22 protein-coding genes and 1 tRNA gene are annotated in these 21,743 nt (G+C 52.9%); 18 read left to right on the forward strand and 5 right to left on the reverse strand.

Annotation, left to right across the window (positions count from 1 at the left end; all coding sequences use genetic code 11):
- Positions 1-40: 40 nt before the first annotated feature.
- The 5 genes from surE to yrfG are packed head-to-tail and all read left to right on the forward strand — an operon-like array spanning position 41 to position 3,999.
- On the forward strand, positions 41-784 hold the full coding sequence (surE, locus tag CAP31_RS03345; protein ID WP_087446237.1) for a 5'/3'-nucleotidase SurE: 744 nt from the start codon (positions 41-43) through the stop codon (positions 782-784).
- Entirely contained in the window at positions 781-1,443 is a 663-nt protein-coding gene (locus CAP31_RS03350) for a protein-L-isoaspartate(D-aspartate) O-methyltransferase (protein ID WP_223247349.1), read from the forward strand. Before surE ends, CAP31_RS03350 begins: the two co-directional genes overlap by 4 nt.
- Entirely contained in the window at positions 1,443-2,414 is a 972-nt protein-coding gene (locus tag CAP31_RS03355; protein ID WP_087446239.1) for a peptidoglycan DD-metalloendopeptidase family protein, read from the forward strand. The genes CAP31_RS03350 and CAP31_RS03355 overlap by 1 nt, the downstream gene beginning before the upstream one ends.
- Positions 2,411-3,340 (forward strand): RNA polymerase sigma factor RpoS, encoded by a 930-nt coding sequence (gene rpoS / locus CAP31_RS03360; protein WP_087446240.1) that lies wholly within the window; start codon positions 2,411-2,413, stop codon positions 3,338-3,340. The genes CAP31_RS03355 and rpoS overlap by 4 nt, the downstream gene beginning before the upstream one ends.
- On the forward strand, positions 3,337-3,999 hold the full coding sequence (yrfG, locus tag CAP31_RS03365; RefSeq protein WP_087446241.1) for a GMP/IMP nucleotidase: 663 nt from the start codon (positions 3,337-3,339) through the stop codon (positions 3,997-3,999). Before rpoS ends, yrfG begins: the two co-directional genes overlap by 4 nt.
- Here yrfG and CAP31_RS03370 read toward each other — a convergent pair.
- A complete protein-coding gene (locus tag CAP31_RS03370; RefSeq protein WP_189836634.1) occupies positions 3,996-4,391 on the reverse strand; it encodes an Mth938-like domain-containing protein in 396 nt (131 codons plus the stop codon). The two genes, yrfG and CAP31_RS03370, sit on opposite strands and share 4 nt — an antisense overlap.
- A 127-nt stretch (positions 4,392-4,518) precedes the next feature.
- Here CAP31_RS03370 and CAP31_RS03375 point away from each other — a divergent pair, with 127 nt between their 5' ends.
- The 6 genes from CAP31_RS03375 to zwf all read left to right on the forward strand — a co-directional run bounded on the left by CAP31_RS03375 (position 4,519) and on the right by zwf (position 11,803).
- Positions 4,519-5,757: a pyridoxal phosphate-dependent aminotransferase gene (locus CAP31_RS03375; protein WP_304442138.1), complete on the forward strand. Its 1,239-nt coding sequence runs from the start codon at positions 4,519-4,521 to the stop codon at positions 5,755-5,757.
- 14 nt (positions 5,758-5,771) lie between these two features.
- Positions 5,772-7,085 (forward strand): homoserine dehydrogenase, encoded by a 1,314-nt coding sequence (locus CAP31_RS03380; protein WP_087446244.1) that lies wholly within the window; start codon positions 5,772-5,774, stop codon positions 7,083-7,085.
- Positions 7,086-7,110: 25 nt separating this feature from the next.
- A complete protein-coding gene (gene thrC, locus CAP31_RS03385; RefSeq protein WP_087448239.1) occupies positions 7,111-8,544 on the forward strand; it encodes a threonine synthase in 1,434 nt (477 codons plus the stop codon).
- Between the two features lie 7 nt (positions 8,545-8,551).
- On the forward strand, positions 8,552-9,163 hold the full coding sequence (locus CAP31_RS03390) for a glutathione S-transferase (protein ID WP_087446245.1): 612 nt from the start codon (positions 8,552-8,554) through the stop codon (positions 9,161-9,163).
- Between the two features lie 247 nt (positions 9,164-9,410).
- The gene (gene gnd, locus CAP31_RS03395) at positions 9,411-10,325 is read left to right on the forward strand and encodes a phosphogluconate dehydrogenase (NAD(+)-dependent, decarboxylating) (RefSeq protein WP_087446246.1); all 915 of its coding nucleotides are present in this window, start codon (positions 9,411-9,413) and stop codon (positions 10,323-10,325) included.
- Positions 10,322-11,803 carry a glucose-6-phosphate dehydrogenase gene (gene zwf / locus CAP31_RS03400; RefSeq protein WP_087446247.1) on the forward strand — a complete coding sequence of 494 codons (1,482 nt, stop codon included), beginning with the start codon at positions 10,322-10,324 and terminating at the stop codon, positions 11,801-11,803. The genes gnd and zwf overlap by 4 nt, the downstream gene beginning before the upstream one ends.
- A gap of 21 nt (positions 11,804-11,824) precedes the next feature.
- On the opposite strand, the gene CAP31_RS03405 is transcribed toward zwf, so the two are convergent.
- Positions 11,825-12,973 carry a trypsin-like peptidase domain-containing protein gene (locus CAP31_RS03405; protein ID WP_087446248.1) on the reverse strand — a complete coding sequence of 383 codons (1,149 nt, stop codon included), beginning with the start codon at positions 12,971-12,973 and terminating at the stop codon, positions 11,825-11,827.
- 175 nt (positions 12,974-13,148) lie between these two features.
- Between CAP31_RS03405 and petA the strand changes: the two genes are divergently transcribed.
- The 7 genes from petA (at position 13,149) to CAP31_RS14745 (ending at position 17,495) form a co-directional block, all read left to right on the forward strand.
- A complete protein-coding gene (petA, locus tag CAP31_RS03410; protein ID WP_087446249.1) occupies positions 13,149-13,742 on the forward strand; it encodes a ubiquinol-cytochrome c reductase iron-sulfur subunit in 594 nt (197 codons plus the stop codon).
- Positions 13,743-13,745: 3 nt separating this feature from the next.
- The gene (locus CAP31_RS03415; RefSeq protein ID WP_087446250.1) at positions 13,746-14,969 is read left to right on the forward strand and encodes a cytochrome bc complex cytochrome b subunit; all 1,224 of its coding nucleotides are present in this window, start codon (positions 13,746-13,748) and stop codon (positions 14,967-14,969) included.
- Positions 14,969-15,688, forward strand: a complete 720-nt coding sequence (locus CAP31_RS03420) for a cytochrome c1 (RefSeq protein ID WP_087446251.1) — start codon at positions 14,969-14,971, stop codon at positions 15,686-15,688. Before CAP31_RS03415 ends, CAP31_RS03420 begins: the two co-directional genes overlap by 1 nt.
- A gap of 86 nt (positions 15,689-15,774) precedes the next feature.
- Positions 15,775-16,374 carry a glutathione S-transferase N-terminal domain-containing protein gene (locus CAP31_RS03425; RefSeq protein WP_087446252.1) on the forward strand — a complete coding sequence of 200 codons (600 nt, stop codon included), beginning with the start codon at positions 15,775-15,777 and terminating at the stop codon, positions 16,372-16,374.
- A 57-nt stretch (positions 16,375-16,431) separates the two neighbouring features.
- Positions 16,432-16,797: a ClpXP protease specificity-enhancing factor SspB gene (locus CAP31_RS03430; protein ID WP_369802435.1), complete on the forward strand. Its 366-nt coding sequence runs from the start codon at positions 16,432-16,434 to the stop codon at positions 16,795-16,797.
- 89 nt (positions 16,798-16,886) lie between these two features.
- Positions 16,887-16,962 (forward strand) — tRNA-Thr (locus CAP31_RS03435).
- 182 nt (positions 16,963-17,144) lie between these two features.
- A complete protein-coding gene (locus CAP31_RS14745; RefSeq protein WP_157662638.1) occupies positions 17,145-17,495 on the forward strand; it encodes a hypothetical protein in 351 nt (116 codons plus the stop codon).
- Positions 17,496-17,663: 168 nt separating this feature from the next.
- On the opposite strand, the gene CAP31_RS03445 is transcribed toward CAP31_RS14745, so the two are convergent.
- From CAP31_RS03445 to CAP31_RS03455, 3 genes are all read right to left on the reverse strand, one after another.
- Complete coding sequence (locus tag CAP31_RS03445; protein ID WP_087446255.1) at positions 17,664-18,095, reverse strand: phosphate-starvation-inducible protein PsiE; 432 nt, start codon at positions 18,093-18,095, stop codon at positions 17,664-17,666.
- 160 nt (positions 18,096-18,255) lie between these two features.
- The gene (gene pstS, locus CAP31_RS03450) at positions 18,256-19,287 is read right to left on the reverse strand and encodes a phosphate ABC transporter substrate-binding protein PstS (RefSeq protein WP_087446256.1); all 1,032 of its coding nucleotides are present in this window, start codon (positions 19,285-19,287) and stop codon (positions 18,256-18,258) included.
- A 184-nt stretch (positions 19,288-19,471) separates the two neighbouring features.
- The gene (locus tag CAP31_RS03455) at positions 19,472-21,715 is read right to left on the reverse strand and encodes a nitric oxide reductase activation protein NorD (protein WP_087446257.1); all 2,244 of its coding nucleotides are present in this window, start codon (positions 21,713-21,715) and stop codon (positions 19,472-19,474) included.
- Positions 21,716-21,743: the final 28 nt, after the last annotated feature.

Raw genomic sequence — 21,743 nt, forward strand, 5'->3', positions numbered from 1 at the left:
ATTCAGAATAATTATTAACGGGAATAACGATCATCTTTATATGCGCATTCTATTGAGCAACGATGACGGATATTTTGCCCCCGGTCTGGCTGTTCTAGCCGAAACCTTATCCAGTATTGCAGAAATTACCGTAGTCGCACCAGAACGCGATCGTAGCGGCGCCAGTAACTCCCTGACTTTGGATCGCCCATTAATGCTGCGTCAGGCCGCATCCGGTTTTTATTATGTCAACGGCACGCCGACCGACTGCGTGCATTTGGCGGTGACGGGCATGCTGGATCACCTGCCGGATATGGTGATTTCCGGTATCAATCATGGCGCCAACATGGGGGACGATACCGTGTATTCCGGAACCGTAGCGGCGGCTACGGAAGGTTTCCTGCTGGGCGTGCCCTCAATCGCGGTGTCTCTGGCCAGTTTTGCTGGCGGCAATTATCCTGCGGCCGCGCGCGTGGTGCTGGAACTCGTTGAACGCATGATGTCCAAAGCGATGAAGGCGCCAGTGCTGCTCAATGTGAATGTGCCGGATGTGGCGTACGAAGAGCTGCAGGGTACCCGCGTGACCCGGTTAGGCCGGCGTCATAAAGCCGAACCCGTGCTCAAATCCACAAATCCGCGCGGACAGACGGTGTATTGGGTCGGTGCGGCAGGCGCGGCGCAAGATGCTGGCGAAGGTACGGACTTCGATGCAATTGCGCAACGGTGTGTTTCCGTTACGCCATTGCAGATAGATCTGACGCATTATCAGCAACTGGATTTAATACAGGGATGGCTGGCGTCATGAGTCTGCTTAAGCACCGCGGTATAGGCATGACTTCGGAGCGTACGCGCTCGCGCATGATCGAACGTTTACGCGAGCAGGGCATCAGGGATATGACTGTGCTGGCTGCGATGTCGCTGGTGCCCCGGCATCTGTTTGTCAGTGAAGCGCTGGCGATACGGGCATACGAAGATACGGCGTTGCCGATCGGTTTCGGACAGACGATCTCGCATCCCTATAGTGTTGCCCGCATGGTCGAAATCCTGCGTAATGGCAAGGATATGCAGCGTGTACTGGAGGTCGGCGGCGGATGCGGCTATCAGGCGGCAGTGCTATCCAAACTGGCACGCGAAGTCTATTCGATCGAACGGATTGCGACTCTGCTCGGGCAAGCGCGCCGCACGATACGCGAATTGCGTATCGCCAATATCAAACTGAAACATGGCGATGGTAATGTCGGGCTGAGTGATGTCGCGCCATTCGATGGTATTATTCTGGCGGCGGCTGCACCTGAGCCGCCGCCGGCATTGCTGGCACAGCTGGCGGATGGCGGACGCATGGTGTTGCCGCGAGGGGTGGGCGACAGCCAGCAAATGATGCTGATAGAACGGCGTGCGGACACATATCAGGAAAGCGTATTGGAGATGGTGCATTTCGTGCCGTTACTACCGGGAGTGGCTTGATGAAACGTTGGTGGTGGGTATTTGCTGGTTTGACGTTGGCTGGCTGCAGCACCACTCATGTTGCTCCCGTCGTTGATATGACCGGTACCAGAACAGCCGCAGTAAAACGTAATACCTCCCCGACCTCCGGTAAAGTCCGCGATTGGCGTCCATCGACCCATACCGTGCAAAAAGGCGAAACCTTATACAGCATTGCGTTGGAGTATGGACTGGATTACCGTGATCTGGCAACCTGGAATGGTCTTGAAGATATCAATCGAATACTGGTGGGGCAGACTCTGCGCCTGACCGCACCAGATGCGGGTACAAAGCCGGCGGAAAGCAAAGTTCAGGCAGTAGCGCTTAAACCGCCGGTGATTGCGACGCAGGCGATTACCGAGTCGGTTAATATCAGCCAGCCGCAAGCAATCAAACTGCCTTATTCCCAAGCCGCTTTAACCCAGCTCTCCCGCATTGCAGACAAACCGGTTGCGTTAAAATCCAATTCTGTACAGGCGCCGGTACCTGCTGATGCAGCGGTGAAACCGGCTGGCAACACCGACAAACCTGCTCCTGCCGCAGCCAGAGATTCCGCAGGTAAGGAGGCCGATGATGCTGCGCTGGACTGGTCGTGGCCGGCTAACGGACCGGTTATTACCGAATTCAGCGAGGCAAAATCCAGCAAGGGAATCGACATCGGCGGTAGTCGCGGCCAGCCTGTCTATGCTGCTGCTGCAGGAAAAGTTGTATATAGTGGTTCCGGACTGCGCGGATATGGTAAATTGGTCATCATCAAGCACAACGCGATATATTTATCTGCCTATGCACACAATCAGCAGATTTTGGTAAAAGAGGGACAGGCGATCAGCCGCGGACAGAAAATTGCCGAAATGGGCGATAGTGATGCGGATCGGGTCGAGTTGCATTTTGAAGTTCGGCAAATGGGCAAACCCGTTGACCCACTGAAATATCTTCCTGAGGTTACAAAATGACTGATATGGACGGAAATGACGCAGATGAATCGCCCGTTGCGGCTGAAGAGATACTTCCCGATGTGGAATTGGTCGAATCCCTGTTGCTGGATGATTTGCAAGCCGACGTGACGCAGATGTATCTGCATGATATCGGCCATAACGCATTATTGAGTGCCGATGAAGAACGCCTCCTGACCGAACAGGTCGTGCAGGGAAATTTCGCTTCGCGACAAAAAATGATCGTTTGCAATTTGCGTCTGGTGGTGAATATTGCCAAACATTATAGTCATCGTGGCATGTCTTTGCTGGATTTGATTGAAGAAGGCAACCTGGGCCTGATGCATGCGCTGGAAAAATTCGACCCTTCGCGCGGGTTCCGGTTTTCAACTTATGCGACATGGTGGATACGCCAATCAATCGAGCGCGCCATCATGAATCAATCCCGCACCATCCGTTTGCCGGTGCATATCGTCAAGGCGATCAATGTCATTCTGCGGGCACGCCACCATTTGATGCAGCACGGGGTGAGCGAAGCGAGTGATGAAGACATTGCACATCTGGTCGGGGTGCCGGTTGAGGAAGTGCAACAGATGTTGCGCCTGAACGACAGGCTGCTGTCGCTGGATGCGCCGCTGGATATGGATGCCGATTTGACCATGGGCGAGACCCTGGTCGATGAACATGGCGAGCTGCCTGAACATATGCTGGCTCAGGCAGAGACGTTGAGTTTTATCACCGAATGGCTGAGTCAGCTTAGCGATAAACAGCGCTGGGTGATAGAACGCCGTTTCGGGCTCAATGACCAGGAAGTGCAAACATTGGAACAGCTCGCTAACGATCTCAATATCAGCCGCGAACGGGTACGCCAGATCCAGACTGAAGCGCTGCAATTGTTGCGCAAATTTTTGCGGCGGCTGGGTATGGATAAAGACGCCCTGCTATGACGCCGGTATTGGATTGGCAGGAAATCGACACGGTGCTGCTGGATATGGACGGCACGTTGCTGGATCTGCATTTCGATAATTATTTCTGGCGCCAGCATCTGCCTGCATGTTATGCCCGGCAAAACGGCGTGCCGTTAACAGAAGCAACGACGTATTTAACGCAATTGTTCGCATTGCATCAAGGCAGTCTGCAATGGTATTGCCTGGATTTCTGGCGGCAGGCACTGGATATGGATATCGTCGCGCTTAAACGCGAGGTACAGCACCTGATCGCGGTACGCCATGAGGTTGATGTATTTTTGGCCGCGCTGCGGCAGGCGGGTAAACATATCGTGCTGGTGACCAATGCCCATCCGGATAGTCTGACGCTGAAGATGCAGCGTACGGCATTGACGTCGAATTTTGATCTGATGGTCACTTCACATCAATTGGGCTTGGCAAAGGAACAGCCGGGTTTCTGGGAAGCATTGCAGATGCTCGTGCCATTTCATGCGCAACGTACGGTCTTGTTCGATGACAGCCTGGCGGTTTTGCGCAATGCGCAGGAATACGGTATCCGCTATTTGCGCAGTATCCATCAGCCTGATAGTCAGGCTCCGGCACAGGATGTCGCCGGGTTCGCTGCGGTCGGGCGCTTTGGTGAGGTAATGCCGGTTTAAACGCCGGCAGATTCCGGGCAATCCAGGATGATGCCGACTACCACGCGGCGGCCTTCCGCAACCAGAATGTTGTAGGTACGGCAGGCGGCCTTGGTATCCATGACTTCGAGTCCTACGCCTGCGTTAGTCAGCGCTGCGGAAAGCCGGGGGTGAGGGAATTGCAGGCGCTTGCCGGTGCCCAGCAACGCGATCTCCGGTTGCTGGGCGATGAACGCTTCGAAATGCCGGGTCTGTAATGTACTAAAGTTGCTGACTTGCCAATCCTGCAGAATGGCATCGGGGGTAACCAACAGGCTTGACTGGATGTAGCGTTCGCCATTGATGATGACATAATCATCGCCATATCCGGTGAATAAATTGAGTCCTTCGGGCTGGGTCAGATGAAATTTCAAAACAGTCTCCAATTGCGGCATGAGCGTACAGTCGAGTAAGATTATACATTTTGGCACCTTGACGACCAAGCTTGTCAATCGGGCTCGAGTTTTAGGATAAATATTCGTGATGACGAAAGAGGCGCAAATGTTGCGACCAGTTAAAAAATCGACCAAATTGGATAATGTTTGCTACGACATTCGCGGTCCGGTGCTGGCGCGTGCCAAGCAAATGGAAGACGAAGGACAGCGCATCATCAAACTCAACATCGGCAATCCTGCGCCGTTCGGTTTCGAAGCGCCGGAAGAAATCGTGCAGGACGTGATCGTGAATCTACCCAATGCATCGGGATACACCGATTCCAAAGGTCTGTTTGCGGCGCGCAAGGCAATCATGCATTACACCCAGAGCAAGGGTATTGCCGGTGTGCAGATCGACGATATCATCATCGGCAATGGCGCCTCCGAACTGATTGTGCTGGCGATGCAGGCTTTGCTCAACAGCGGGGACGAGGTTTTGGTACCAGCGCCGGATTATCCGTTATGGACGGCAGCCGTCACGCTGGCGGGCGGGACGCCGCGGCATTATCTGTGCGACGAGAATGCTGACTGGATGCCTGATCTGGACGATATCCGCGCCAAGATCACGCCGAATACACGGGCCATCGTCATCATCAACCCCAATAATCCGACCGGTGCGCTGTATACGCCGGAAATACTGGAAGGGATACTGGCCATTGCGCGGCAATACCAGCTCATCGTCTACGCAGACGAGATTTACGACAAGGTGCTGTATGACGCACACGAGCACGTGTCTATCGCTTCGATGACGGACGATGTGTTGTGCGTGACCTTGAATGGCCTGTCCAAGAATTACCGGGCCTGCGGCTATCGCGCCGGATGGATGGTGATTTCCGGCGATAAGCGCCATGCGCTCGATTACATCGAGGGTCTGAACATGCTGGCGTCGATGCGTCTGTGTTCCAATGTGCCCGGGCAATATGCGATCCAGACCGCGCTGGGCGGCTACCAGAGCATAGTTGATCTGGTAGCGCCGGAAGGGCGGCTGACTCGTCAGCGTAATCTGGCCTGGGAATTGCTGACGGCCATTCCCGGTGTGAGCTGTGTCAAGCCGCAAGCAGCGCTGTACATGTTTCCGCGCCTGGATCCGAAAATGTACCCGATCGAAAACGATCAGAAATTCATTCTCGATTTGCTGGAAGAAGAGCGTGTGCTTATCGTGCAGGGGACCGGATTTAACTGGCCGCAACCCGATCATTTTCGTGTGGTGATCTTGCCGCATGAGGATGAGCTGCGGGAAGCGATAGGACGGATAGCCCGGTATCTGGAACGGTATCGCAAGTTGCACGGTAGCTATGTAGATTAAGTGGAAAACATAATATGAAACCAATGAATGTAGGTTTGTTAGGCTTGGGTACCGTGGGCGGCGGTACGCTGACAGTGCTGCGGCGCAATGCGGCGGAAATCACCCGGCGTGCCGGTCGCGAGATACGGGTGATCATGGCCGCGGTGCGCGACATGGAAAAAGCGCAGGCCTTTGCTGCCCCCGATATGCAATTGACGAATAATCCGTTCGAAGTTGTCGATAACCCCGATATCGATATCGTGGTGGAGATGATAGGCGGCGAAAATCCGGCCAAAGAACTTATCCTGATGGCGATAGAAAACGGCAAGCATGTGGTGACTGCCAACAAGGCGCTGATCGCCAACCACGGCACCGAGATATTTGCTGCAGCACAAAGAAAAGGCGTGATGGTTGCATTCGAAGCTGCCGTAGCTGGCGGCATCCCGATTATCAAGGCGATCCGTGAAGGCTTGACCGCCAATCGCATCGAATGGATAGCCGGCATCATCAACGGCACCACGAACTTTATTCTTACCGAAATGCGCGATAAAGGTGCCGATTTCGGCGATGTGCTGAAAGAAGCGCAGCGTCTGGGATACGCCGAGGCGGATCCGACGTTTGATGTGGAAGGTGTCGATGCCGCACATAAACTCACGATCATGTCGGCAATTGCCTTCGGCATCCCGATGCAGTTCGATCATGCGTACATCGAGGGGATTACCAGGCTCACCGGCGATGATGTCAGATATGCCGAACAGCTGGGTTATCGCATCAAACTGCTGGGCATCACCAAGCGCACGCCACAGGGCATAGAGCTGCGCGTGCACCCGGCATTGATTCCGGCACGGCGGCTGATTGCCAATGTGGATGGTGCCATGAATGCGATCCTGGTCAAGGGCGATGCGGTGGGCGTCACCATGTATTACGGCGCAGGCGCGGGCGCAGAACCTACCGCATCGTCGGTGGTGGCCGATCTGGTCGATGTGACGCGCATGCATACGGCCGATCCGCATAGCCGCGTACCGCATCTCGCATTCCAGCCGGACACCTTGTCGGATGAGCCGATACTGGCGATGGATGAGGTGCGCACCTCGTATTATTTGCGCTTGCGCGCGTTTGACAAACCCGGCGTGTTGGCGGATGTGACTCGCATTCTGGCGGATCTGGATATTTCCATTGATGCGATGATGCAAAAAGAGCCCCAGGAAGGCCAGGAACAGGTCGACATTATTATTCTTACGCATCAGAGCGTGGAGAAAAATGTGAATGCGGCGATGGCAAAAATCGAAGCGTTGCCTGCCATTTCCGGCAAGATCGCGCGCATTCGTCTGGAAGAATTGAATAAGTGATTCACTAAAGGCTAAAGCTATGGTCATGCGTTATATCAGTACCCGCGGCGACTCTCCCGCGCAAACGTTCACGGAGATTCTGCTCGGCGGTTTGGCGCCTGACGGCGGCCTGTATTTGCCGGAAACCTATCCGCAGTTCAGTGCAGAGCAGCTTGAGGCGATGCGCGGGATGGATTATCGTGAATTGGCGTTCGCGGTACTGTCGCGTTTCGCCGATGACATACCTGCGGCAGACCTGCGTGCCATCATCGATAAAACCTACACCCCGGAAGTGTACTGCAATGCCCGCAGCGATGAGACGGCGGCAGATATAACGCCGCTGCATATGCTGGAGCCCGGGCTGCATCTGCTGTGCCTGTCGAATGGCCCGACCCTGGCATTCAAGGACATGGCCATGCAGCTGCTGGGGAATTTGTTCGAGTACGTGCTGGAGCGTGCAGGGCAGGACCTGAATATACTCGGCGCTACCTCGGGCGACACCGGTTCCGCAGCGGAATATGCGATGCGCGGGAAACGCGGTATCCAGGTGTTCATGCTGTCGCCGCATAATAAAATGAGCCGCTTCCAGACGGCGCAGATGTTCTCGCTGCAAGATCGCAATATTCATAACATCGCGATCAATGGCGTGTTCGACGATTGCCAGGACATCGTCAAGGCGGTGTCGAATGACCATGCTTTTAAAGCCAAATACAAGATCGGTGCAGTCAATTCCATCAACTGGGGCCGCGTCGCCGCTCAGGTGGTGTATTACTTCAAAGGCTATTTCGCAGCGACGCACAGCAATGACCAGCAAGTCAGTTTTGCTGTGCCGTCGGGTAACTTCGGCAATGTATGTGCCGGGCATATCGCCCGCATGATGGGTTTGCCGATCAGGCATCTGATCGTGGCGACCAATGAAAACGATGTGCTGGACGAGTTTTTCAAAACCGGCGTGTATCGCCCCAGGGTTTCGGCGCACACTTATCACACCAGCAGCCCGTCCATGGATATTTCCAAGGCATCCAACTTCGAGCGTTTTGCGGCTGATCTGATCGGTCGAGACGGTGCGCAGCTACGGGCGTTGTGGTCAGCGGTGGACCAGGGTGGCAGCTTCGATCTGAATGCCGATGGCGTATTTGCCCGCGTGGCGGATTATGGCATGGTATCCGGGTCGAGCAACCACGCTAATCGCATGGAAACCATCCGTGATACCTGGGAAAAATACGGTGTCATGATTGATACCCATACCGCTGACGGATTAAAAGTTGGCCTGGAGTATTTCGAGCCGGGCGTGCCGATGATAGTATTGGAAACAGCACTGCCAGCCAAGTTCGAAGACGCGATCCACGAGGCGCTGGGACGGGCACCTGAGCGTCCGGCAAGCATGGCAAATATGGAAGATTTGCCGCAACGTTATACCGTAATGGATGCTGATGTTGATGCAGTGAAGCAATTTATCGTGTCGCACTTGAATGATTGAGTAAAAAATGAAACTGATCGCATCCTTGACTAGTCCTTTCGCCCGCAAGGTGCGTATCGTCCTGGCGGAAAAACATATCGAATGCGAATTGCAAATCGATATCCCGTGGGATGCAGATACGCATGTGCCGGAATATAACCCGTTGGGCAAAATCCCCGTTCTATTGCTGGAAGACGGCACGCCCTTGTACGACTCCCGGGTCATTGTCGAGTATCTGGATCATGCTGCACCGGTACATAACGTGCTGCCAAAAGACGCGCGCAGCCATATTGTCGCCAAGCGCTGGGAGGCTCTGGCCGACGGAGTGTGCGAAGCTGCGGCGACGATTTTCCTGGAGAAGAAACGGCCTGAGTCGCAGCAAAACGCTGAGTGGATGTTACGTCAGGAGCAAAAGATATTTCGTGCCTTGGAGACAATCGCCAGCGATTTGGGCGATCATCCCTGGTGCATGGGGGATAACTACAGCCTGGCCGACATTGCAGTAGGCTGTGCCTTGGGATATCTGGAGTTGCGTTTTCCGCATATTCAATGGCGTGAAGCGCACCCCAATCTGGCGCACCTGATGTCCAGGCTCAATGAGCGGGTATCATTCAGCAATACGGCGCCCCCGGTTCAATAAAAAATCCGGTTTTAGTTCTCGACAGGCATCCCGCAGCAATGGGGATGCCTGTTTTATTTGCGCCTCAGCCCGTTGAGACGCCTCCTGATGCAATCGCTTTTTTGTGTTGAATATGCAATTTGGCTGATTAAATCAGGTCCAATCAAGCGTCACGGTTAACTTGCGCTAATGCCCGATTAGGGTGATAGGCGAGGTGGGATTGGTGTATGCTGTTTCTCGTTGAGATCTAATTACGAGGAGACGATAAATGCAAATCGGTTTGTTGGGCCTGGGTAAGATGGGCGCGAATATGGCGCGGAGACTGGCGCGTGGCGGGGCAAACGTTCTGGTGTGGAACCGCAGTCACGAAGTCGCTGAACAATTGGCACAAGCCGAAGCCAATATCTCGGCCTACGACAGTTTGAGCAGCATGGTGGCGCAGATGGCCAGCCCGCGTATCATATGGCTGATGTTGCCGGCCGGTGATGCGACGGAAATGGCCTTGCAACAGCTCGCGGGTTTGTTGGCGCCGGGGGATATCGTTGTGGATGGCGCGAATGCGTTTTACAAGGATAGTCAGCGCCATGCGGTCGAGCTGAAGGAATATGGCTTGCGTTTCATGGATGCAGGCGTATCCGGCGGGATATGGGGGCTGGCGAACGGCTATGCATTGATGATAGGCGGAGAAGCGGATACCGTGGCTCATGTGATTCCTTTCATCAGGATGCTCGCGCCTGGACCGGATACTGGATGGCTGCACTGCGGGCCGGTAGGCAGCGGGCATTTCGTCAAAATGGTGCACAATGGCATCGAATACGGCATGATGCAGGCGCTGGCGGAAGGGTTGTCCCTGCTCAAGGGCAAGCAGGAGTTCGGCATCGATTTGGCTGCAGTGAGCGAGATGTGGCGGCATGGCAGCGTGGTGCGTTCTTGGCTGCTGGATTTGACTGCCGAATTTTTGCAAACCGATCAGACACTAGAGGGAATCGCACCATTTGTCGCCGATTCAGGCGAAGGGCGCTGGACGGTGCTGGAATCCGTTGAGCAAGGTACCCCCGCGCCGGTGATGACACTGGCATTGATGATGCGTTTTGCCAGCCAGGGTAAGCATGAATACACCGACAAGTTGCTGGCGATGATGCGCAAAGGATTCGGCGGACATGGCGTCAAGGAGGGGGTATGAGCGACAAATTGGGCTTTCCTTGTAATTTCGTGATTTTTGGTGCGACCGGGAATCTGGCGACGAAGAAACTCATCCCAGCACTCTATCGCCTCGAAGCTGCCAAGCGCTTGCCCGAGAGCATGAATTTCATCGCTTTCGGACGGCGTGATTGGGATAATGCGGCATGGGGCGATCATGTTAAAACCTTGCTTAAGGAAAAGCTGCAGGATAAGTGTGATGATGATATGTGCGACCAGTTTATTGCCCGTTTCAGCTATGTGCGTGGCGAGTTGCAGGATGTGCAGGCCTATCAGCGGCTGAAGGAGGAGTTAAGCAAGCCGAAAATGGGCGTGTGCTCGAATGTGGTGTTTTATCTGGCCGTCAAGCCGACGGATTTTTCCGGTGTGATCAAAAATCTCGACCAATCGGGATTGTCGCAGCCTCGCGGTCTGCATCGTGTCGTCGTGGAAAAGCCATTCGGCGAGGATATCGAATCGGCACAGGCGTTAAACAAGCTGCTGCACCAGCATTTTGACGAACAGCAGATATTCCGTATCGATCATTATCTCGGCAAGGATACCGTCCAGAATCTGCTGGTGTTCCGGTTTGCCAATACGCTGGTGGAGCCCTTGTGGAACCGTAATTTCATAGATCATGTGCAGATCACAGTGGCGGAAACCATGGGGATAGAAAACCGCGCCGATTACTACGATAAGGCCGGTGCGTTGCGGGATATGCTGCAAAACCACCTGATGCAATTGTTGACGGTGGTGGCGATGGAGCCGCCTCCGGTACTGGAAGCGGATGCGTTGCGCGATGAAAAGGTCAAGGTGTTGCGCTCGATACGTCCCATCAACAAGCGTTCGGTACATGCGCACGCATTCCGCGCCCAGTATGTGCAAGGCACCTCGGACGGTGTCGTTGTGCCCGCTTATCAGATGGAACCCGGAGTTGAACCCAACTCCATGACCGAGACATATATTGCGGCCAAATTCTATATTGATAACTGGCGCTGGCGCGGCGTGCCATTCTATTTGCGCACCGGCAAGCGGCTGGCGGAAGCCAAGTCCATGGTGGCGATTCGTTTCCGGCATCCGCCGCAGCAATTGTTTCGTACCACCCCGCAGGAAATCATTTCGCCCAACTGGATCGTGCTATCCATCCAGCCCGAAGAAAGCATGCACATGGAGGTGCACGTCAAGCAGCCTGGTCTGGATATGGATACGCGGGTGGTATCGCTCGATGCCGGTTATCGGCAGGAAGGCGAAGCGCAACTGGACGCCTATGAGACCTTGTTGCTGGACGTGATTGACGGCGACCGTACCCTGTTCATCCGTTTTGACGAGGTCGAATGGGCGTGGCGCGTAGTGGATCCGATATTAAAAAGCTGGGCTCAGGAACGCGATTTTATTCACACCTATCCGGCGGGCATTTGGGGACCGCTGGAAGCCAACCGGCTATTTGATTCGGAAGACCAGGAATGGCGCAATTATTTGTAAGGAGGGACGGAAAACCCGCCTTCAGGGCTGAGCTTCCGTATTGATTTCCAGTTTGGGGCGACGAGCTATTTTTACCGTGGTAGTCAGTATCTTGTCACGATGCAGCAGAGTAATAGTCGTATTCTGGCCCGGTTTCAATGCGGCAATCTGATTGAGCAGGGCCGCAGAATCAGTAATGACCTGGTTGTCTACGCTGAGGAGCACGTCGCCGGGATGGATGTGGGCGCGATCCGCCGGGCCGCCACGCAGTATTCCCGCAATCAACGCGCCGTTGCCGTTTTTCAGTTTGAAAGACTCCGCCAGTTCTGGTGTCAGATCCTGAACTTCGATTCCCATCCAGCCGCGAATGACCTCGCCGTGCGCAATGATCTGGTCCATGACCTTGGAAACCAGATTCGCCGGAATCGCAAAACCTATCCCCTGGGAACCGCCGGTGCGCGAATAGATGGCGCTATTGATGCCGACCAGATTGCCGTTGGTATCCACCAATGGACCGCCTGAGTTTCCCGGATTGATGGCGGCGTCAGTCTGGATAAAGTCCTCGAAGGTATTGATGCCCAAATGCGAGCGTCCCAATGCGCTGATGATGCCCATGGTAACCGTTTGCCCTACGCCGAATGGATCGCCAATGGCCAGCACCACATCGCCAATACTTGCCTTGTCCGATTGGCTAAAAGTGATGGCGGGTAAATTGGAAGCGTCAATCTTGAGGACGGCCAGGTCTGTCTCAGGGTCGGTACCCACAACCTTGGCTAGCAAGGTGCGGCCATCATGTAACGCGACCTGGATTTCATCGGCAGATTCGACCACATGGTGATTGGTCAGAATATAACCGTTTGTGCTGACGATGACCCCTGAACCCAGATTGCTGACGCGCTGCGTGCGGGATTTGGCTTGCCCATCGAAGAAGGGGTTGAATAAGGGGCTGTTGGAGAGAGGGGGCGCGAGCGTGTGTACGGCTTTGCTGGTGAATACATTGACAACGGAGGGTATCGCCTTGCCGGCAGCATAGCGATAAGAGTTGGGTGCAGCAGCGATGGCGCCGGGGTTGCCGCTGGGAGCCGATGCATTATGCCAGATACGCCATTCTGGTTTGAAGACGGTAATCACCAGCAATATACCGAGCGCGATAGTGGCGCTTTGAGAAAATAATAACCAGAATTTACGCATCTTTGGCTCGATAAAAATAATATTTATTGTGACAAATTATACAGGATATGATCGATGTGAGTCTTCGTCAGTCGTGAGTCAGTAAATAATATGAAAATGGGGGTTTATGTTTTGCCCAAAATTTGGGTAAAATAGAAGAGTTTTTAAGTTTGCGTAACCTAAATAGGGATGAATTATGAGTAATCAGCAAGTGGATCGCAGCAAACGCCGCTTTCTTGTCGCTGCTACCACAGCAATGGGTGGCGTGGCAGGAGTGGCTGTGTTGACGCCTTTTGTGATGAGCATGTTACCTAGCGAACGTGCAAAAGCAGCTGGCGCACCAGTCGAAGTGGATATCAGCAAGGTTGAATCCGGCATGTTGCTTGCCATCGAATGGCAAGGTAAGCCGGTGTGGATCGTAAATCGTACCAAGGAAATGCTCGCAACATTGCCAAAGAACGATAGCAAAGTATTGGATCCGAAATCCGAGCAGCCGCAACAACCCCCTTACTGCCAGAACGAGAACCGTTCTATTAAACCAGCATATCTGGTAGTAGTTGGTATCTGTACCCACTTAGGTTGCTCACCTACATTCCGCCCAGAGTTGGCTCCTCAAGATTTAGGTCCGGATTGGGATGGTGGCTGGTTCTGCCCATGCCACGGTTCCCGTTACGACTTGGCTGCACGTGTTTATAAAGGTGTGCCAGCCCCCCTGAATATGCAAGTCCCACCCCATAAATACCTGACTGCTACGCGTATTTTGGTTGGTGAAGACGCGAAAGGAGCTTAATCAATGAGTGCAATGCAAAAATTGGTGGGTTGGATTGATGACCGCTTCCCTTTGACATCAAACTGGAAAGCGCATTTATCTGAATACTATGCACCAAAAAACTTTAATTTCTGGTATTTCTTTGGTTCGCTCGCTCTTTTGGTGTTAGTGATTCAAATCGTTACCGGTATTTTCCTGACCATGAACTACAAACCTGATGCAGCGCTCGCTTTTGCATCGGTTGAATACATCATGAATGATGTGGAATGGGGCTGGCTGATACGTTACATGCACTCGACTGGTGCTTCCATGTTCTTTGTGGTTGTGTACTTGCACATGTTCCGCGGCTTGATGTATGGCTCGTATCGCAAACCGCGTGAATTGATCTGGGTGTTCGGTATGATGATTTACCTGGCACTGATGGCTGAAGCTTTCATGGGTTATTTGCTGCCATGGGGCCAAATGTCGTTCTGGGGTGCCCAGGTGATTATTTCCCTGTTTGGCGCGATTCCGGTAGTCGGTGACGCCTTGTCATTGTGGATTCGTGGCGACTTCGTTGTGTCCGATGCTACCTTGAACCGTTTTTTCGCATTCCACGTGATTGCATTGCCGCTGGTTCTGGTTGGGCTGGTTGCTGCGCACATCATTGCATTGCATGAAGTCGGTTCCAACAATCCCGAAGGCATCGAGATCAAGAAGCATAAAGATCCTGTTACGCACATCCCATTGGATGGTATCCCTTTCCATCCGTATTACTCGGTGAAAGACATCATGGGCGTGATCGTATTCCTGATGGTGTTTAGCGCGATTGTGTTCTTCGCACCTGAAATGGGTGGCTGGTTCCTCGAGCCGGATAATTTTATCCCTGCAAACCCATTCAAGACGCCTGAGCATATCGTGCCATTATGGTACTTCACTCCGTTCTATGCGATTCTGCGTGCCGTGCCTGATAAATTCCTGGGTGTGGTAGGTATGGGTGCTGGCGTGATGATCATGTTCTTCCTGCCATGGCTGGATCGTTCCAAGGTTAAATCGATTCGTTATCGCGGCACCCTGTATAAATCCATTTTGACACTGTTCGTCATCAGCTTTGTGGGCCTGGGTTATCTGGGTACGCAAGCACCGACACCAGCATTTACCATGATGGCTCGTATATTCAGCGTGATCTATTTCAGCTTCTTTATATTCATGCCGTGGTATACCAAAATCGATAAGACCAAACCAGTGCCAGAAAGGATTCCTGAATAATGAAGAAATTTCTACTTGCGTTGTTATTTGCACCACTGACAGCATTTGCGTCAGAGCATGTGCATCTTGACAAAGCTCCGGTTAATTTAGAGGATTACGCTTCGATTCAACGTGGGGCGAAGCTTTTTACCAACTATTGCCTGAGCTGCCATAGTGCAAACGCGATGCGTTACAAGCGTTTGGAAGATGTCGGTCTGACCGCAGATCAAATTAAAAATAATTTGATGTTCGCAACTGACAAAGTCGGTAACACGATGAGTATCAGCATGAGTCAAGCCGATGCCAAACTGTGGTTTGGCGCGGTGCCGCCTGATCTGTCGGTGATTTCCCGTTCACGTAGTCCGGACTGGCTTTATACCTACTTGCGCAGCTTCTACCGTGACGATACTCGGCCAACCGGCTGGAACAATACGGTGTTTGAAAAAGTAGGTATGCCATTCGTATTGTACGGATTGCAAGGCGAGCAGATTTTTAAGGAGCCCGCAAACGCTGAGCATGATGCACATGCGAAGCCTGAGTTGGAGCTGGTCAAGCCGGGTTCAATGACCCCTGCGGAATACAACGCAGCGGTGGGTGACTTGGTGAACTACTTAACCTGGATGGGCGAACCTGCTAAAATCCAGCGTATGGAAGTGGGTATCCTGGTATTGTTGTTCCTGGGCTTGTTCTTCATATTGGCCTATTACTTAAAACAAGAGTATTGGAAAGATATCCATTAAACGGTTCATTCTTGGCAAGAACTGATTAGTGTGATTTTTTACGGCCGACGGGTACCCGTCGGCCATGTTATTTTAGGGTAATCATTATGATGACGTTGTATTCTGGCAATACTTGCCCATACAGCCAACGCTGCCGTATCGTCCTGTTTGAAAAAGGCATGGATTTTGAAGTGATCGATGTGGACTTGCAAAATAAGCCCGAAGATCTCGCGTTAATGAATCCATACAATCGCGTGCCGGTTCTGGTCGAACGCGATTTGGTGCTTTATGAGGCCAATATCATCAATGAATATATTGATGAGCGCTTCCCGCACCCGCAATTGATGCCCGCGGACCCCGTTATGCGCGCTCGCGCGCGCTTGTTCCTGTTTACATTCGAGCAAGATCTGTTTAGCCATGTTAATGCGATAGAGCACGGCAGCAAGAGTGCGGCTGATAAAGCCCGGATCATGGTGCGTGACAATCTGACCCAAATTGCGCCGATTTTTGCCAAGCAGAAATTCATGCTCAATGACGAGTTTTCAATGCTGGATGTGGCTATCGCCCCATTGCTATGGCGGTTGGAACATTATGATATACAGCTCCCCAAGCAGGCAGTGAATCTGTTGAAATATGCGGAGCGTCTGTTTAGCCGGCCGGCATTTATCGATGCCTTAACGCCTAATGAAAAAGCGATGCGCAAGTAGACCATGCCAGACAAATCCACCAAACCCTACCTGATACGTGCGATTTACGAATGGTGTATGGATAACGGCTATACACCCTATTTATCGGTAGTGGTGGATAGTCATACCCGCGTTCCTCCAGAATATGTCAAGGATGGCGGCATTGTCCTTAATCTGTCGCCCAGCGCAACACACGGCATGCTGATGGATAACGACTGGATACAGTTTTCTGCGCGATTTAATGGTGTTTCACGACAGCTTGAAATACCGATTGCAGCTGTGGCCGGTATTTTTGCGCGTGAAAATGGCGAAGGTTTGGGATTCGAGGTGTCGACCGCGATGCCGGCAGAAAACCCATCACCAGTAAAATCGCCGATATCCGATGATGATAATCCGCCTCCAACTGCACCTGCAGGTAAGCCGAAGCTACAGATAGTAAAGTAGTTAGTAGAATGCATTCATTGGGTTCATCAACCAAACTTCGAGTTTTCTTTTTGACCATTTAATTCAAAAATGGCATAATGGTGAACTATGCCCTCTTAGCTCATCCGGTAGAGCAACGGTTTTGTAAACCGTAGGTGGTCTGTTCGAGTCAGACAGAGGGCACCAAAAATACAGAAGGGGTTAGCTTAACGGCTAACCCCTTTTTGCATTTTTAATCTTTGTTACATTCTTAGCAAGACAATCTCGGATTTTTAGGATAAGATATTACGGATTTTGTCTGTAGTAGTTTTGTCTGCCTTCAATAAACGCTGCGCATTCATGTCATGAAGTGTTAACGGACTATTTACGTGTTCTATTTTGGCGTATTGCTGTATTTTATTTTTTCATGTGGAATCATATGGTTGGTTGTGTTTCCAGTCGGCAGGGAGGCCATCGTAAATGTGATGGTAAATACCAGCCCGCGTCTTATCAGACAATATGGTCAAACGTGTTGTAAAAGATTGGGCAGGGTAAGCAAAAAGGCGAATGTGGCCGAACAATACAGGATTGACGTTAAAGATTTTATCAAGCGGCATCTGCTACTGTTGCTTATTGCGGGGTCGCTGATTGTAATTCCTCCGGTTTTGGTTTTGATACTGACCGGAAAAAATGTGCTGGATGGTTTTGACGATACCTATGCGTATGAAAGAAATGACTAGGTGAAGTCCATGCTTGTGCATTCTAAAAGGGTCGAGGAGCTATTGGTAAGAGGGTGGTGTTGGCTCCGGGGCGTTCCTGTCACTATTCTCGCCGCGACTTCGATATATCCGATGTATAGCTGGGTTGCCGATGTCAGTTGAACAGCCGTTAGTCACGGCGAGTCTCGTTCAGTGGGTAGTTTCCGATTTATCCATGCCAGGCGCAGATTCGTCACTTAAATAAGGGAAGCGCACATGCCCGTAGCGTATTAGTAAAATCGCCAATGCCAGCAACAAGATGGAGCTGGTGACGGCGATCATGCGCCATTCGTCCATCGCTTTCATGTCCAGTATCAGATAGCGGGCAAGGGCGACGATGCCGATATAGAGCGGGAAGCGTACCGGCAGTTTGCCTGATGTGTAGTAGCGCTGAATCATGGCGACCACTTCGAGATACAGGAATAACAACAGCAAATCGGTCAGCATTACAGCTTTGCTGTTCAGCATGTTGATGACTTCGCTGCTCATCGCGAATACGGTGGCAATAGCGATCACCAGCAGGCCGATGTGTTCGATCAGCGACAGGGCGGAATGGTTGAAATGCTGGATTTGTTTTTTCATGGTGTGGCATCATTGCAGGCAATTGATAATGGGATATTTTATACCTAAATCTGCAAGACGCGGACCACAAGTATGCAAGGCTGTGCGTGTGCGGCATAAAAAAAACACCACCTGATACGGCAGGTGGTGTTTAGTACTGCGGTGTTACACTTGCAGTTGCTTAAATACCCAATTGGCTATGCCAGTAGGTTTTGATAGTTTTGACAGTGGTGTCTGGAAGCGGGCCGAAGGCAATGGATTTTGCCAGTTCCTGGCCGTGTTCGAAGCCCCAGGTGAAGAATTTGACTACTTCTTCATTATTTGCCTTGGGTGCGTCCTTTTTCAGGATTTCCCATGTGCAGCCGGAGATAGGCCAGCTGTCAGCGCCAGGCTGGTTGGTGAGGATGACGTAGAAGTCTTCAGCCTTGGTGAAATCGACGTTGGCAGCAGCAGCCTGGAAGCCTTTCAGGCTTGGGCTTACCAGCTTGCCTGCCTGGTTGTACATGCGTACATAATTCAGTTTGCTTTCCAGGATGTAGGCATATTCAACGTAGCCGATGGAGCCAGCGACTTGTTTGACGAGAGCTGCTACGCCGTCATTGCCTTTGCCGCCGATGCCGTTAACCCAGTTGACAGCGGTGTCTACGCCGATTTTCTTTTCCCAGGTCGGGTCGACTTTGGCCAGGTAGCTGGCGAAGGTGAAAGTGGTGCCTGAACCATCAGCGCGATGCACCGGGGTGATAGCCATGTCAGGCAGTTTCAGGCCTTTGTTCAGGCTGGTGATAGCCGGATCATTCCATTTGGTGATTTCGCCCAGATAGATCTTGGCGATAACCGGACCAGTCAGGATTAGTTGGCCCGGTTTGACACCAGGCAGATTGACGATCATGTCTTCACCGGCAATGGCGGTCGGGAACTGGATCAGGTGATTGTCTTGCAGGTCTTTTGGCTTGAGTGGCATATCGCTGGCGCCGAAATTCACGGTGCCGGCCTTGATTTGCTTGATACCGCCACCGGAACCGATAGCCTGATAGTTCATTTTGATACCGGTAGCTTGTTCGTAGGGCTGGCTCCACTTGCTTAACAGGGGGTATACCCATGTGCTGCCTGCGCCGGTGATTTCCGTGGCGTTGGCATAGGCGGCACCGAGGCCGAGGCTAAGTGCTACGGCTGTAGCGCTGAGTGTCTTGATAAAGCGGTTGGTTGACTGCATTTTTACCTCGAATAATTAAAATTAATTGGCCGCAATATGTATTGCAGTGCCGCTATTCTAATCATTAACCCTAAGGCATAAATGAATTTTGAGTTACTTAATTCTGACAAATTGTCAGTTTAAACAATATGTTATATGTAAGCGTTGTGTAAGGTTGGGTGTGTTGTCCTAAATCTGTTGGCCTTTATTTCGTTAACGCCATGAACAGCTTTGGCAATTGCTCGGGTAAGCGTGCGATGTGGTCGATGACGGTGTAATGCTTGCCGAATATATCGCCGACATAGTCGCCGGCTTTGGGGTCGAGCGTGATGCAGTAGGTGTAGATGCCGTCCTGATCCAGTTCGCGTACGGCGATTCTGGCATCTTCGATCAATAAGCGCGGGTCCTTGCTGTCGATATCGGCGGGCTCGCCATCGGTCAATATCAGCAGCAGTTTCTTATCGGCCTGCTGATGGGCGAGGTAATGCCCGGCATGACGGATGGCTGCGCCCATGCGCGTCGAGTAGCCGGCCTGCATGCCTGCGAGTCGCGCCTTGACCGGCGCATCCCAGTGTTCGGAATAGCCTTTGATATGCAAGTAGCGCACTTCATGGCGGGTATTGGAATGGAAGCCGCTGATCGCGAATTTGTCGCCCATCTGTTCGATGGCCCAGCCCAGCAGGGTTACCGCTTCCTGGCTCAGTTCCAGTTTGCTCTGCTGGCAGCCTTCGGGGACATCGGCCAGCGAGGCCGACAAGTCGAGCAGTAACGAGACCGCTATGCTGCGGCCATCATGGCGATGGCTCATGTTGATGCGCGGGTCGGGTACGGCGCCGCTCTTGTAATCGATCAGGGAGCGGATGGCGACATCCAGATCCAGTTCGGCGCCTTCTTCCTGATAGCGTATGCGCACTTTGTTCTGCGGTTTGAGCAGATCGATGATCTTTTTCAGTTGTTTGGCCAGGACGCTGTGTTTGGCCAGAATCCTGTCGATGCCGCTGGCGTCGCCCATCGGGTGCAGATGTTCGTAGACGCTGGCCCAGTCCGGACGGTAATGCTCAGCGCCGTAATCCCATTCCGGGTACAGTCGCGGCGGCAGGCGGTGTTCGGTTTCTTCTGCGGGCGGGGCTTTCTTCGGCTGGACATCGAATTCTTCCTCGTCGCCTTCTTCGATGAATTTCCACATCAGCCGGTTGTCGTCGCGGTAATCGACTACCGTATCTTCGAAATAAATTTTGGCACCAAGATCGCTGCCAATACGGGTTTTGGCGATGTACTGTACACCAAGTGTGACCATATTGGCAGTACTGCTGGTGCCAGCCGCCATTTCAGCGTGAAAGCGGGCGACGAAATCGAGCAGGTCGGCATTGGTGTATCCGTGCTGCGGGTCAAGCAATGCGCGCGACAGCATGTACAGGCGATGGCGTATGCACGAATGGCCTTGCGGACATGCGCCTTCTTTGGGTGTCGGGTGAATTGCAGCCCATAGCTTGCGCAAGCCCGGATAGCGTAGCATCGCAAGGTATTCGACGCGGGAATCTTCGAATACTTCGACCGCCATGCGCTGGAACGGACTCAGGTTGTCGGCGATTACCGGTGTGGTCCATTGCCGGTGAGCGCTGATGTGTGCCAGCAGGGCGCGATAGCGGTCCACGCCACGCACGCCGGGCATGTCATCGTAGACGTCCGGCAGATGCACGCCGAGCGCATCGAAATACGGTACCGGTTTGCGGATCTCGTCGAACGCCAGGGAATAGGGGACGAAATTGGCAGCGGTCTGCCACAGGCCGCGCAAGTACAGATCCAGTTGTCGTTCGCTGTCGGTGAACAAGGTACCGTGCCGCTCGCGTTGCATCACGGCACGGCTATCGGCCGTTTGCAGCAGGAAATATTTGCGCTGGCGGTCGGGGTCGCTGGCGTAGGCTTTGACGCCGTAGTCCACCCAGTTGCGCAGGCCGCCGAACGATAAGGTGCCGAACAGAAACGGCGCGGTCTTGAGGAATTCGATGAGGCAAGCGCTGGGATACATCGAGTCGATGCCATGCACCTTGGGGCTGGTGCGCTCCATGGTTTGCCATGTCAGATGGAAATACTCATTGAGCAATGCACGGCTTTCCAGCGCACGGGCTGCTGCAGCCAGACTTTGCAGAAACGGCGTTATTGCTTTGCTGCTGGGGGTACGGGTCAGTTTCTGGACAAAGGCGATGACATCGGCGATGACATCCTCGCCCAGCAATACGGCGACGTCCGGTATTTCTTCCAGGAACGCCAGCACCGGCTCTTCGCCACGGCCCATTTTGCATAAGCTGCGTGCGCCATCGATATACGCAGTCTGTGCGGCCGGCGTGAGACGCTTCTGCGCATAAGCAAAGCAGTCCGGGAACACGTTTTGCACGTGAGCAAAGCCGCAGGACAAGGCTTTGATTTCTTCTACCAGCGTATCGTTCATGGCAGTCTCGTGGCGTCTGGCAAGGTCA

Origin of the sequence: Sulfuriferula sp. AH1 (assembly GCF_002162035.1) — a bacterium.
In the GTDB taxonomy this organism is placed as follows: domain Bacteria; phylum Pseudomonadota; class Gammaproteobacteria; order Burkholderiales; family Sulfuriferulaceae; genus Sulfuriferula.

Bases quoted from the DNA above. Each gene is read 5' to 3' on its own strand.
- surE (WP_087446237.1), top strand. From the start codon at position 41: ATGCGCATTCTATTGAGCAACGATGACGGATATTTTGCCCCCGGTCTG.
- CAP31_RS03350 (WP_223247349.1), top strand. From the start codon at position 781: ATGAGTCTGCTTAAGCACCGCGGTATAGGCATGACTTCGGAGCGTACG.
- CAP31_RS03355 (WP_087446239.1), top strand. From the start codon at position 1,443: ATGAAACGTTGGTGGTGGGTATTTGCTGGTTTGACGTTGGCTGGCTGC.
- rpoS (WP_087446240.1), top strand. From the start codon at position 2,411: ATGACTGATATGGACGGAAATGACGCAGATGAATCGCCCGTTGCGGCT.
- yrfG (WP_087446241.1), top strand. From the start codon at position 3,337: ATGACGCCGGTATTGGATTGGCAGGAAATCGACACGGTGCTGCTGGAT.
- CAP31_RS03375 (WP_304442138.1), top strand. From the start codon at position 4,519: ATGTTGCGACCAGTTAAAAAATCGACCAAATTGGATAATGTTTGCTAC.
- CAP31_RS03380 (WP_087446244.1), top strand. From the start codon at position 5,772: ATGAAACCAATGAATGTAGGTTTGTTAGGCTTGGGTACCGTGGGCGGC.
- thrC (WP_087448239.1), top strand. From the start codon at position 7,111: ATGCGTTATATCAGTACCCGCGGCGACTCTCCCGCGCAAACGTTCACG.
- CAP31_RS03390 (WP_087446245.1), top strand. From the start codon at position 8,552: ATGAAACTGATCGCATCCTTGACTAGTCCTTTCGCCCGCAAGGTGCGT.
- gnd (WP_087446246.1), top strand. From the start codon at position 9,411: ATGCAAATCGGTTTGTTGGGCCTGGGTAAGATGGGCGCGAATATGGCG.
- zwf (WP_087446247.1), top strand. From the start codon at position 10,322: ATGAGCGACAAATTGGGCTTTCCTTGTAATTTCGTGATTTTTGGTGCG.
- CAP31_RS03405 (WP_087446248.1), bottom strand. From the start codon at position 12,973: ATGCGTAAATTCTGGTTATTATTTTCTCAAAGCGCCACTATCGCGCTC.
- petA (WP_087446249.1), top strand. From the start codon at position 13,149: ATGAGTAATCAGCAAGTGGATCGCAGCAAACGCCGCTTTCTTGTCGCT.
- CAP31_RS03415 (WP_087446250.1), top strand. From the start codon at position 13,746: ATGAGTGCAATGCAAAAATTGGTGGGTTGGATTGATGACCGCTTCCCT.
- CAP31_RS03420 (WP_087446251.1), top strand. From the start codon at position 14,969: ATGAAGAAATTTCTACTTGCGTTGTTATTTGCACCACTGACAGCATTT.
- CAP31_RS03425 (WP_087446252.1), top strand. From the start codon at position 15,775: ATGATGACGTTGTATTCTGGCAATACTTGCCCATACAGCCAACGCTGC.
- CAP31_RS03430 (WP_369802435.1), top strand. From the start codon at position 16,432: ATGGATAACGGCTATACACCCTATTTATCGGTAGTGGTGGATAGTCAT.
- CAP31_RS03445 (WP_087446255.1), bottom strand. From the start codon at position 18,095: ATGAAAAAACAAATCCAGCATTTCAACCATTCCGCCCTGTCGCTGATC.
- pstS (WP_087446256.1), bottom strand. From the start codon at position 19,287: ATGCAGTCAACCAACCGCTTTATCAAGACACTCAGCGCTACAGCCGTA.
- CAP31_RS03455 (WP_087446257.1), bottom strand. From the start codon at position 21,715: ATGAACGATACGCTGGTAGAAGAAATCAAAGCCTTGTCCTGCGGCTTT.